Annotated in this window: 17 protein-coding genes and 2 pseudogenes; 16 read left to right on the top strand and 3 right to left on the bottom strand. The window is 46.2% G+C overall.

Annotation, left to right across the window (positions count from 1 at the left end; translation table 11 throughout):
• The 7 genes and pseudogenes from BGL48_RS16380 to BGL48_RS16505 all read left to right on the top strand — a co-directional run.
• A pseudogene (locus tag BGL48_RS16380) lies at window positions 1-131 on the top strand (ISAs1 family transposase); the annotation flags it as partial.
• 41 nt (window positions 132-172) lie between these two features.
• A complete protein-coding gene (locus BGL48_RS10705) occupies window positions 173-391 on the top strand; it encodes a DUF6500 family protein (RefSeq protein ID WP_069362640.1) in 219 nt (72 codons plus the stop codon).
• A gap of 109 nt (window positions 392-500) precedes the next feature.
• Window positions 501-887 (top strand): tautomerase family protein, encoded by a 387-nt coding sequence (locus BGL48_RS10700; RefSeq protein WP_069362636.1) that lies wholly within the window; start codon window positions 501-503, stop codon window positions 885-887.
• An 88-nt stretch (window positions 888-975) separates the two neighbouring features.
• Complete coding sequence (locus BGL48_RS10695) at window positions 976-1,344, top strand: VOC family protein (RefSeq protein ID WP_069362635.1); 369 nt, start codon at window positions 976-978, stop codon at window positions 1,342-1,344.
• 152 nt (window positions 1,345-1,496) lie between these two features.
• Window positions 1,497-2,150, top strand: a complete 654-nt coding sequence (locus BGL48_RS10690; RefSeq protein WP_069362634.1) for a hypothetical protein — start codon at window positions 1,497-1,499, stop codon at window positions 2,148-2,150.
• A 105-nt stretch (window positions 2,151-2,255) separates the two neighbouring features.
• Entirely contained in the window at window positions 2,256-2,855 is a 600-nt protein-coding gene (locus BGL48_RS10685; protein WP_069362633.1) for a hypothetical protein, read from the top strand.
• A 98-nt stretch (window positions 2,856-2,953) separates the two neighbouring features.
• A complete protein-coding gene (locus BGL48_RS16505) occupies window positions 2,954-3,079 on the top strand; it encodes a hypothetical protein (RefSeq protein WP_255377392.1) in 126 nt (41 codons plus the stop codon).
• A 125-nt stretch (window positions 3,080-3,204) separates the two neighbouring features.
• Here BGL48_RS16505 and BGL48_RS10680 read toward each other — a convergent pair whose 3' ends face one another.
• Window positions 3,205-4,227 (bottom strand): IS110 family transposase, encoded by a 1,023-nt coding sequence (locus tag BGL48_RS10680; protein WP_069362632.1) that lies wholly within the window; start codon window positions 4,225-4,227, stop codon window positions 3,205-3,207.
• Window positions 4,228-4,320: 93 nt separating this feature from the next.
• On the opposite strand from BGL48_RS10680, the gene BGL48_RS10675 reads away from it, so the two are divergent.
• The 9 genes and pseudogenes from BGL48_RS10675 to BGL48_RS16500 all read left to right on the top strand — a co-directional run.
• Window positions 4,321-4,707 (top strand): hypothetical protein, encoded by a 387-nt coding sequence (locus BGL48_RS10675; RefSeq protein WP_069362631.1) that lies wholly within the window; start codon window positions 4,321-4,323, stop codon window positions 4,705-4,707.
• An 80-nt stretch (window positions 4,708-4,787) separates the two neighbouring features.
• Window positions 4,788-5,264: a GNAT family N-acetyltransferase gene (locus tag BGL48_RS10670; protein ID WP_069362630.1), complete on the top strand. Its 477-nt coding sequence runs from the start codon at window positions 4,788-4,790 to the stop codon at window positions 5,262-5,264.
• A 106-nt stretch (window positions 5,265-5,370) separates the two neighbouring features.
• Window positions 5,371-5,769: a hypothetical protein gene (locus BGL48_RS10665; protein ID WP_255377391.1), complete on the top strand. Its 399-nt coding sequence runs from the start codon at window positions 5,371-5,373 to the stop codon at window positions 5,767-5,769.
• 44 nt (window positions 5,770-5,813) lie between these two features.
• On the top strand, window positions 5,814-6,500 hold the full coding sequence (locus tag BGL48_RS10660; protein WP_069362628.1) for a GNAT family N-acetyltransferase: 687 nt from the start codon (window positions 5,814-5,816) through the stop codon (window positions 6,498-6,500).
• Between the two features lie 151 nt (window positions 6,501-6,651).
• Window positions 6,652-6,990, top strand: a complete 339-nt coding sequence (locus tag BGL48_RS10655; protein WP_069362627.1) for a hypothetical protein — start codon at window positions 6,652-6,654, stop codon at window positions 6,988-6,990.
• 12 nt (window positions 6,991-7,002) lie between these two features.
• The gene (locus BGL48_RS10650) at window positions 7,003-7,500 is read left to right on the top strand and encodes an ASCH domain-containing protein (RefSeq protein ID WP_069362626.1); all 498 of its coding nucleotides are present in this window, start codon (window positions 7,003-7,005) and stop codon (window positions 7,498-7,500) included.
• Window positions 7,497-7,892: a GFA family protein gene (locus BGL48_RS10645; protein WP_069362625.1), complete on the top strand. Its 396-nt coding sequence runs from the start codon at window positions 7,497-7,499 to the stop codon at window positions 7,890-7,892. Before BGL48_RS10650 ends, BGL48_RS10645 begins: the two co-directional genes overlap by 4 nt.
• A 31-nt stretch (window positions 7,893-7,923) precedes the next feature.
• Window positions 7,924-8,664: an SDR family NAD(P)-dependent oxidoreductase gene (locus BGL48_RS10640; protein ID WP_069362624.1), complete on the top strand. Its 741-nt coding sequence runs from the start codon at window positions 7,924-7,926 to the stop codon at window positions 8,662-8,664.
• A gap of 46 nt (window positions 8,665-8,710) precedes the next feature.
• Window positions 8,711-8,824 (top strand): annotated as a pseudogene (locus BGL48_RS16500) (Txe/YoeB family addiction module toxin); the annotation flags it as partial.
• A gap of 78 nt (window positions 8,825-8,902) precedes the next feature.
• On the opposite strand, the gene BGL48_RS10635 reads toward BGL48_RS16500, so the two are convergent.
• On the bottom strand, window positions 8,903-9,667 hold the full coding sequence (locus BGL48_RS10635; RefSeq protein WP_069362623.1) for a hypothetical protein: 765 nt from the start codon (window positions 9,665-9,667) through the stop codon (window positions 8,903-8,905).
• A gap of 121 nt (window positions 9,668-9,788) precedes the next feature.
• The gene (locus BGL48_RS10630) at window positions 9,789-11,264 is read right to left on the bottom strand and encodes a sensor domain-containing diguanylate cyclase (RefSeq protein ID WP_069362622.1); all 1,476 of its coding nucleotides are present in this window, start codon (window positions 11,262-11,264) and stop codon (window positions 9,789-9,791) included.
• Window positions 11,265-11,478 lie beyond the last annotated feature (214 nt).

The following is an 11,478-nucleotide window of genomic DNA, read 5'->3' as shown; positions in this document are numbered from 1 at the left end:
CACGAATAAGGCAAATGGTTTTGAATTTATTAAAGCAAGAGAAGAGTTTCAAAGCCGGGATTCAACGCAAGCGAATGATGTGCGCGATGGACCAAGAGTACCTCGCGACCGTGCTAGGAAGCCTTTCGTGACGCGGATGTTCATGCGTTTTCCGTGGCATAGGAAAACTACTTTGCGGCAAGAGCTTAGAGATAAAATTGTAGAAGTATGCGATCACAAAATCGCTCAGAAAGGACCGGGGGTTGGCCTGTCGTTTTACGCTTTCTTCAAAAATAAGAATGACCAGCCGGAGGTGCTTATGGAGGCAGCGCGGTGGTGGATCGAAATCCATAAATTAGATCATTTTGAAAAGGCGACGAAAATAAGAGACATGGTGAATTCTGGTGTTTAGCCGTGTTTGCAAATCACATAACAAGTCGCATCAGTACGCGCCTTCGGCGCCGGACGCTCACTACGTTCGTGCCGCTGTGCTCGGGCGTTACACGTATTAAGGAAATAGCATGATTGTAGTTTATGGAATCAAGGACCAGCTAAATCCAATAAAGGCCAAGCTGTCGGATGTCATTCACGGCTGCATGCAGTCTGTTCTAGGTATGCCGGAAGATAAGCGTGCGCATAGATTTGTCCCCTTGGAACGAGAGGATTTCTATTACCCTGGTGGCAGAAGCGACGCCTATACAGTCATTGAAATCAACATGATGTCCGGCCGGAAGCCGGAAACGCAAAAGGCTCTTATCAAGTCACTGTTCCAAGAGCTTGAGTCGCAGCTATCCTTAGCGCCAATTGACGTTGAAATTACGATCAAAGAGCAGCAACCGCATCAGTGGGGATTCCGCGGGATGACAGGGGATGAGGCAAATGACCTCAAGTATAAAGTCAACGTGTAACAAAGCCATTAAATTCGCTCCCTTCGGTCGCCGGACCTCGTTTCACTCGGCCGTTTATGGCGGGCGTTAGGGCGCAAGGAGTAAAGTGATGATTAGTCACATAGATCATATTGTCCTTACAGTTTCCGACATAGAAAAATCAGTAGATTTTTACAAACGGGTATTGTGCATGGATGAAGTCACTTTTTCCAACGGTCGGAAAGCTGTAACGTTTGGAAATCAGAAAATTAACTTTCAGCTTCTGGGTCAAGAACCGCGAAATATAGCCAATGTGGGTTCAGGTGATATTTGCTTAATTACTGATTGGTCGTTGGCGTCAGTGATAGAGCATTTGGTCAAAGAAAATGTGAAGATCATTGAGGGTCCCGTAGAAAAATCAGGAGCTGTTGGTTCAATCCAATCGGTCTATTTTTTGGATCTTGATAAGAATTTAATCGAAGTCAGCGTATACCAATAGGTTCTGCGCCCTAACAATAAAATTTAAGGGTGATTCACAACGCTAATCGCTCTCACTTCAAGCAAGTTTAGTGTTTATGGCACAATGCATTAGGTAGGTGGTTAGCGTTGTTCACACCTTAATTTGGCGTTAGGCATCTACAAAGGATAGTTATGAGTTTTAAATTCAATCTCTCTGGCTTGGAGGCTATATACAATGAGTCGCTTCGGCGATCTGAGCCAACTTTAGCCTTTGAAATAGTTCATGGTCGCGGCCGCTTTGTATTTATGATGTTTTTCTCAAAAGAAGATAAAGAGTCAAAGGACAGGCTGTTTGTGCAATTAAGAAACACCCAAGTTTTTCTTGAACTGAAAGCTTATGGAAGTCATCGAAAAGGTGACTTTATCATCTATTTTAAAGAACAGGACGAAGAAGCAATTATCAATGAGTTAATGTTAGATGGAGGTGGCCGTTCATTTAGCTTTGAGAGGTTTTTGGGAGAGCTAAATCGCCAAATTCCAAATGAACTCCCGCTTCAGAGTAAATTAGATAAAATCAGAGAGGTTTGGCCTCAAGTAAGTCCCAACTTGGTCAATGTGGTTGATGAGGCAGATAAGACCAATCTGATAGGAATTAGGAAGCTCCCTGAAGGTAAAAAACCCAAAGATAAAACTCTCAGGAAGCTCTATATACATACAAACGGAAGTGCTGAGGTAATATCAAATCTTATTGATGCACTAAAAGATGCCAGTGTCACCTTAGCTTGGACAAACAGGGATGTTAATGAAGTGTCTTTTGCAGAGCTTATGGCAAAAATCAATGCCTAACAAGTCAATGAACTTCTCGCCTTTCAGGCGCCGGACGCAGCAAAGCTGCGCCGGTTATTGAGGCGTTATACGCCATACTTTAAAATTCCACTTATGAGATAATGAATGACTAAAAACTGCTTGATGTGTTCAGAAGCAATTAAAAAAAGTGCTTTTAAATGCCCTAATTGTGGCTCTTTGCAGCTTAAGTATCGTTGGATTCAGCCGGCTTACTGGTGTGCCATATCCGTTGCAGCAATACTTCCTTTAATTATCATAGCTTTAAATATGATAGAGTCCATCGAACCAGATGACGTTAATATTGAATTCCTATCAGATACACCAGGTAAAAAAGAGATGAATTTTCTTGTTCAAAATTCATCAGGAAAAGAAGCTGTAATATACGCTGCATTTTATGAAGAAAAAAACGATAAAAGCTACTCAGAAGTGGAATTTACGCCGACAGTCATAAAAGGGAATAGCTATAAAATAGTTCATGCTAAATTAAATGAGCATACAGCTAAGCCTGGAATTTTATCTACCTTTAAAGCTGTTGCAAAATCCAAAACAGAAGAAGTTGGGACGATTGAAAAAGTTAAGCACTGGTGGAATAACTATGAACCTGAAGAATGGTGGGCTGATGAAGATACCTGTACTTTCCATTTCCTAATCAATGCAGGTGAAAGAGAAGTTAAAAGTGTTAATTTCAAATGCATGAAGTCATAGACGTATAACAAGTCGTTAAAGCAGGACAAATAACAGTTGGCTTTTGCTCCTGCGTCGCTATTTTAGCCAACATATTATTTGCCTCTTAACGAGGCTACATGGATTCCCCCGTTCGTCAAGCATCCGCGAAGCGTATTGAGTTTGGTTTGGACTGCCGCTCTACATTCGGCCTTTTACTGACTCACGTCATGGCCCTGATGACATTGCGCGGTTGCAGTGCCTAATTCGTTAGAAGGCATCAAGGTGCCCGCCGCATTAACAGGCTCTCTGCAAATGGTCTTCACCGATACTCATCAACTTGCGTGTGCAATGACCCGGTTGGTGTATTTCTCCTTACGACAGCAACGAGTTAGGCCGCGTAGTCTTGATAATCCGTTTGATGGTGCAATAACGCCCACACAATGCGTGCATTTTTGGCCGCGAGAGCGACAATGGCGCGATTCATGCCACGTCGCTCAAGGACATTTCGCCCCCAAACACTGAGCCTATCTTGCTTATCGCCTAGGTTCGTGATGACGGCTCTCGCGCCATGCACTAAGAGTGTTCTGAGGTATTTATCTCCTCGTTTACTAATACGACCCAATCGCGGTTTTCCTCCGGTTGAGTACTGTTTGGGCACTAATCCAAGCCAAGCAGCAAAGTCTCTACCGGAATCAAACTGCTCGCCTTTTCCGATAGTGGCGATAATCGCCGTTGCTGTTTGTGGGCCAATGCCGCGAACATTAAGAATACGCTGAGCGTTAGGACTGGCCTTGGTAACCATATCGAAACACTGCTCGGTATCGGCGATACGCTGATTAAGTGTTTGTAGGTGGTCAAAGCAATCTGCCACGACGGCACGAGCAATATCAGGTAGGCCATTTTCTACTGCCTCGAGAATGAGAGGTACTTCTCTGTGAATGGCGGCTCGTCCTGTTGGAATAATAATGCCGAACTCTGCCAGTAATGCACGAATACGATTAATGAGGGCAGTACGTTCATTGACCCAATGCTCACGTACACGATGAGTCGCGAGAATCGCTTGGCGTTCGGGTGACTTAACAGGAATAAACCGGCTGTTTGGACGCTGAACCGCGTCACAAATGGCAACGGCATCGTTCAGGTCATTTTTTCCTTTTGTGCGATAAGGACCGACATACTTTGCGGCCATGATGCGGGTATCGTGGCCGAGCTTGTTGAATTCTCTGGCCCAATAATGTGCCCCACTACAGGCCTCAATACCTATGCACATCGTAGGCATATTTGCTAATGTAGCCAGTAATTTAGCGCGTGAAACGGATTTATGGAGAATGACTTTTCCGTGGTCATCCAACGCGTGAAGAGAAAAGTGGTGCTTGGCGAGATCAACGCCACAAAAGAATTGAGTAGACATGGTTACCTCCGGTATTAAAGGCCGCACCTAAGTGTGGCAGATCTTCAAGAGGGGGAATCCATGTCATTCGTTATGTGAATAAAGGAGTGAAAGTTGAATAAAGTAGTATATGTGCCAGCGTTCTTTGAACCTGTAGGAAAAAATAAAACAGTTAAAGTGTCAACAGGCGAGAAGAAAAAAGGGTTCTTCGGGGGAGAAAAAGGTGTTACGCGTAAAGAAACTCAATGGGAGCAAACTGGATGGTCAGATTGTCGTATTGACGGTGAAAGGCTTGCCAATGATTTAGCAGAAATCGTTAGTGGCCTAAATAGTGAGGGTTATGAAATTGTTTCAGTAACTCCCGTCACATCAGGATCGTACGACTGGAAATACGAGCTTAAATCAGGTGGCTACCAAAGCAGTGGTTACGGAGGCTATGGTTATGGATATGGTTACAGCTTTACCAACAGCCTAATTGTCACTGCTAAGAAAATAGCATAACAAGGCACTTGTTCGGACGCAAACTACGCTGCGCTTCGTTTGCGCCGTACAGCTTGATCGTTATACAATTAAGGAGAAAAATGAAGCCTGATTTACACGGAAGTAGAATTGTTTTGAGGTCAATTCAAACGGATGATTCTGATGATTTGTTTGAAATTTATAGTGATATTCAAACAATGGAATTTGCCTCAGATCCCGCTTTTACATCGAAAGATATGATAGTTCAGATGCTAGAAAGCGTCGTTCGACTAGAGAAATCAGGTGAATCGTTGGAATGGGCGGTAATGGAGAAAGCGACAAACAAAGTTATTGGAACCTGCGGCTTACATGGTTTTAGTGATAACGGTAATTCCTGTGAGGTCGGATGCTTACTAAATTCATCGTACTGGCGAAAAGGGTATATGTCGGACGCTCTTAGCTTATTATTTTCTCATGCTAGTTCTTTGGGCGTTAAAGAATTGTATGCAGATATTGATGAGGGTAACTTTCGCTCTAGAGCTTTGTTTAGCAAGCTAGGTTTTAAAGATAAAAACGGTCACTTTCAGCTCTTGCTGTGAGGCATTGCATAATAAGCAGTTGCAGACGACGTCAGCAAGCTGGAGCGGCTGAAATGAGCGTTTTCTATGTCAGGGAAGATCGAGAGATTAAATAAAAATTAAGCATTTGTCTGTTAATTCATGCCGACCGAAGCGTAGCTCGGAGATTTTAGCTGAGCTGACAAATGGTGAGGCTAAAGCATTTCCTTCAAAGACGATGACTGGTGCATGGGTGTGTGTTTGGAGCGAGAGTGATAACGAACTAATAGAGCTCATTCCAGTGCAGTATAAATTGACGTTCGGCGACTTAGCTGCAATTTATGAAGAGCAAGGTGAAAAGCAAAACTTTCATGCTTCTCACTTTATTCTCGAAGCAAACAAAACGGTAGATGAGTTAGTTGCGATAGCAGAGAAATATCAATTAGCTCATCGATTTAGAAAACACTTTGGTGGTCCTTTGTATGAGGTTTGGCTTGAGGATAGTCTGCTAGTTGAATTTTGCTCTGCCGAAATTTCAAAACTTTAGTGTCGTGTAGCCGGCACTTTTGACTAAGTATGGAGTATAAAGCGATGGATAGCATTGATAAATCTTGGCTTGCGCGTTTGGGCGTGAATCAGATTGAGAGCAATTATATTTTCACTGGTTGTGAATACTATAAACGAGGCGGCGAAGAGGATTTAGCGTTTCTGTATGCGTCTGATAACCTGACACTGGTCAGCTGCAATGAAGACGTTCGCACACATCTAGAAAAATCTAAGCTGCGATCGCTACATGACTATATCGACGATGTGAACTCTCAAGCGGTTGAGGTCTGTATTGATGATATTGACTATTATCTATCAGGTCATATTTGTGACGCGAAATCAAAGGTAGAGGTTGATCAGCTAACGCTGGACGCCCATCGAGAGCACATCGAACAATTTATTACAGGGTTTGATGAGGAAGAATTATTTAAAGCGGATTTTAGTCTGGACTCAGACTATTTCTATATGGCATATCTGGAAAGTCAGCCTGTTGGGATCATTGCATCATATTGTGGTGTCGAGCCCTTTGAATCGCTGTCTATCTTAGTGACACCAAACTGTCGTCAGCGCGGTGTCGGCAAGGCACTGATTTCAAGGTGGGTCAAAGAGGTTGAAAAGAGGGGACGTGTCGCCCGATATCGTGCCAACCTGGAAAATATTGCCTCTCGACGCCTTTGCGAGTCGTTAGGCTTTGTTTCTCACAGTCATATTCAAAGACTGGCAAAACTATGAGTAGCGGCAACGACCCAATACGCATTGGTGGAGTTATCGCAATATGATAAGTGGGAGAGGCGTTTGTGGCTGATGTTCATGGAGATTGAATGTTGTCTTGAGAACCCTCCCTGAGATTGTTGATGATTCATTTTTAAGGGCGTTTTTGAGTATGGCTAATTGGCTACGGGCTTTACTAGCGTTTGGGGCTTTGGCGGTCTCTTTTTCCTCGGTGGCGCAGTCGCTACCCGAAGGAGCGATCCAAGAAGGATCGCTAGCTAATCAAAAATTGATCCAAGATGCGATGGCAGGGGTGCTGGTTACGGTGGCATCTCAAGGCTGTGAGCAGCCGGAGGAATTTGTGCCTTATGTGCGCGAAATGCCATCAGGTGAGGTAGGTACAAGGGTGTGGCGGGAGCTATGGGTTGTCGAGGGCTGTGGTGACAGCTATCCGATAAAACTTCGGTTTCAGGAGTCGGGAGCTGGCGCCGCGAATTGGATGATTGAATAAACAAGGACGCTTATGAATACAGAACAACAGGCATTTTTAAACGCCTACCTTGCCACCTTAAGTGAAGCAGAACGTCAGGCCGTGCCTGAAGCCATTGCCGAGTACTTTTGTGCGGATGAATACAATGCCAACGAATGCGCCCGTTTGATTGATCAAGGCATAAAACGCGCATCGTGCAGCTTAAAAGCATGCTACGAGATCGAAAACGAACCTTACCCGCAAGTCGGACGTTTAACCGTGGTGCTAAACTGGGCGCAGCAGCCGGTTTGTATTATTAAAGTGACTGAAGTGAGCGAGTGCCCGTTTGATCAAGTGACTGCTGAATTTGCCGCTGCGGAAGGTGAAGGCGACAAGAGCTACGCCTGGTGGCGGCAGGCACACTTGGCATTTTTTGAGCAAGAGGGTCAAGCACTCGGCGTGCCGTTTAAAACTCAATCTCCTTTGGTATTAGAGCGTTTTAAGAAAGTCTATCCACTCGATAATCATGAAACTGAGCAGGTAAGCGCATGATAAAACAAGTCGGTCAAACGCCCATCCAACCCGAACATTTGGCGCGCTGCCACTGCGGAGCGGTTGTGTTAGCCCTTACGTTACCCAATGGCATTGAAAAACCCAGACGTTGCGATTGCTCGATGTGTCGACGCCGCGGCGCCATTGTTGGCTCAGTCAAGCTTGCACAATTGCGTGTCGTTGCTGGCAGTGAACAACTCAGTGTGTATTCCTTTAATACCCACACGGCTAAGCACTACTTCTGCTCACGCTGTGGCATTTACACCCATCACCAACGTCGCTCCAATCCGAGTGAGTTTGGGTTCAATATTGCCTGCTTAGATGGCGTCAATCCGTTTGAGTTGGAGAATATTCCCGTGATGGATGGGGTTCATCATCCAGCGGATCGCTAACATGTCGCGTACATCGTTTTGAGGAGTGGCTATGACGAAATTAGCCTTTGTGTCGGGTGGGTCGAAAGGAATCGGTTTAGGCTGTGTTATGCGGCTAGTTGAGGCAGGTTATAAAGTGATCACTTGCTCGCGCAACCTAGACGTGTGGCAGGCCGCTGTTACTGAATACCCTGCACTTAAAGCTGTTGATTATCAACAAGCTAATTTAGCCGATCAGGCTTCGCTAGAGCAGCTTTTCCGCTATATCCGTGAGCAATATGGCCAACTAGATATTGCAATCAATAATGCCTCACCGGCGTTAGGATCGGGTGGTCTTTATCATCAAGTTGATATGTTTGCGTTGAAAGAAACGTTAAATAATGACTTCTGGGGACACGCCCAATGCTTGCAGTATCAAATTAAGTTGATGGAGACAGGTGGAGCCATTGTCAATGTCAGCTCAATCAATGGCTTACGACCGACGCCAAATGCAGCGATGTACAGTGCGTCAAAGCATGCCCTAGAAGGGCTAACACAATCCGTCGCGCTAGAGGCAATCAAAAATAATATCCGTATTAACGCTGTGGCGCCGGGCGTAACGTGGACACCAAGGTGGGACGAGCGACAGACTCATCAACCGACCATAAAGCTCGATGTTGAAGAACAAGTGCCCGCCAAGCGGTTTGCACGCGTGGAGGAGGTTGTTGATGCCATTGAGTTCTTACTCTCGGATAAGGCCAGTTATATCGTCGGCCATACGCTCGTCGTTGATGGTGGCCTCTCTTTGGCATAAGCCACCATCTAGGGTTAAGCGAATAACCACTAGACATGTTCTGGCACTAAAAGAAAATCTGACAGGCTTCTGGTCGCGGCGTATTGATGATACCAGCCGGCTGGTTTACGCCGTGGATGATAAGTCTATTACGATCCTATCTTGCCGATATCACTATTAGTCACCTAGCGCCTGCGGTGCACGATGGCACAATGAAGGCGCGAGGCATCATGCTCACCACCCTCAATAAAAACCACGCCTACAACGCCTCTGGATAGTGCGTTTTCAGTAACTCTTCGACCACCGCCAGGTTCTGTCCGAGTCTTCTCAGTGCCAGCAGGCGCGTTTTGCTAAATTTGGCATCTTTAGGCACCAAGCGCATGATGTAGGCGGCGCGTTTTCCTTGGTAGACGTCCTCTGATTTATGGAAAAAAGCGTTACAAAAAAGCAGCGCATCACCTGCATCCAACGCAGGGGTCACTTTGCCCTTCTCCATATAGTCATACTCTTGCTGGGTGATTTGAAATGGCGGGTGCTCGGGCACCGACGGGTCGGCAATGCGCACCAGTGAGTGCAATTGATTGGCTTCGCGGATTAGCGATAGGCGCACCGCGCCTTCTTCCATCACGATAGATAACTGACCTGAGCCGGGTTCTTTCACGGGGGTCAATGGGATCCATACCGTGAGCATATCTTCCGGCCGCTCCATAAAGCCAATTGAGTCAAAATCAGTATGGAAAGGAAAGCCTTGATCCTCAGGCGTTTTCTCCAAATATAAGTCGGCCAAAATGCGATAGTCTGGCAGCAGTGCCTCAATAGTGTCAGCGATGTTGAGATCTGGGTCGCGGAAGACCATGGGTCCATAGATCGCCTTTTTGTAGATGTCGGCATACCAAGTTTGCCCATTGGGCATGGCGTCGAGTTTGGCAGTAAGAGCCGTTTGTGTCTCTGGGCTCAGTACGCCAGGGACGACTTTGCCGTGATGAGGAGAGAGGTTGTCGAGAAAGTCCGGGCGAGCTGGCATAGAAGCTCCTTGAGGGGGATATAAAACCTAGAGTGTTACCTGTAGTTTAGCAAATCACCGTCGTCACTGAATAACGGCGGTGGGTGAGGTCAGTGTACTGACCGAAAAAGCCCCTGCAAGATTAAGCGTAACTGACCACCCGATTGCGCCCAGAGAGTTTGGCGTTATATAAAGCGTCATCGGCATGCTGGTAGAGGTACTTAGCATCTAGCATGGCGGCGTCGAACTCCGCACAGCCAATTGACACGGACACGCGGATAGCGGGGGAATAGTCGAGAATCGAGTGGTGATCATAAATTGCTTCGCATAGCTTATAGCCGCAGTGTTGCGCCGCTTGTTGGTCGGTATTAGGCAACAGACAAGCGAACTCTTCCCCACCAATACGATAAATGTTGCTGTGCAGAGGAAGGTGCGCTTCGAGCAAAGACGCGAAAGCTTCGAGGACTTGGTCGCCAACGATATGGCCGTAATTGTCGTTGATGCGTTTAAAATGGTCGATATCAATAATAAGCAGGGATAGGGGTTGATGTCGGTAACGGGCTTTGTCGCCAAAGCGAGCAAGGTCACTGGCAAACTGACGACGATTGTATAGTTGTGTGAGCGGATCGGTCGCGGCTTGGCGCATTAATGCTTGTTCTTCCGCCTTTCGCTGACTGATATCCCACATTACACCGGCGACCACACCTTGAGGCTTATTTTTAGGACCGTTATTGGTGGTGATTTCTACCCACGTATATTCGCCATTGTCGCGTTGAACCTGCAAGTCCATTTTTAGCTCGTTACCAGCGGGAGATAAAAAGTGGCGCACCCGTGAGAAAAACGCTCGACGATACCGAGGATGAATGCGGCGCAGCCAGTGCCGGCTGGTGTAAGTGCGAGAGTCACGAATGCTGCTAATGCTACTGTCGCCGATGATCTCTGACGAGCACCAGCAGATACCGCGTTGTACATCCACTTGCCAAGTGCTGCAGTGGGTATTGTCTTTAATGATGTCTATTTGGCGTTGTTTAGAAAACAGCTCGTTTTTTAGCACAGTACTAGCGATCAGATGTCCCGTCGCGCGCAGCAAGGTCACATCGCTTTCTGACCACTGTTGTTCTCGCTCGCAATCATCAAACCCCAGCGTTCCCCACCATTTATTATCGACAATGACGGGGATGGTTAACATCGATAAAATGCGCTGTTGTGTTAAGTAGCGTTTGAGCCAAGACGAGGGTAACTGATCAGTAATGACCGCTTGGTATTCGCCCCGCTGTCTGCTTTCTATCAGCTCACGGTATTCGGGGTGCGCGAGGCTAGAGCTGAAATGATTAAAATGAGGGAGGCGAATTTGCGCATACTTCTTCTCGTTGGCCCATTCGAAGACATAATCCTGCAAAATATCGGTATCGCTGATCGCTAATACTTGAAACACCCACACACGACTGACTTGCGTCACCGCGCCAATTTCCGCGAGCAAGTGATTAATATTGGCAAGTCTATCATCACCACTGACCAGCATGTCTGCACCGCGTAGCACAGCCGATAGCAGATCGACGTTTAGCTCAGAGAGCTGGTGTCTATCAAGTTCAGGTTGGATCCCGGTTAGGATGGTCATGCCGATAGTCCATTATCTACAAAGTCACCACTGTCTTGAGCGTAGCAGGCGTGTGTATAAATAGTTAACACGGAACGTATTAAGTGTTCAGTGTTGTGGGTCACGTTTGCGTTTAGTCGTGCTCGCCCTGTTAGTAAAAATAGACATAATAATCGCCACAGTGGAATGAACCTTGTGACAGTGTGACTGGCTCACACACCTTGATATGGAAATA

It is taken from the genome of Salinivibrio sp. SS3, assembly GCF_001722105.1.
Lineage (GTDB): Bacteria > Pseudomonadota > Gammaproteobacteria > Enterobacterales > Vibrionaceae > Salinivibrio > Salinivibrio kushneri.
This window is presented reverse-complemented; position numbering and strand designations above follow the sequence as displayed.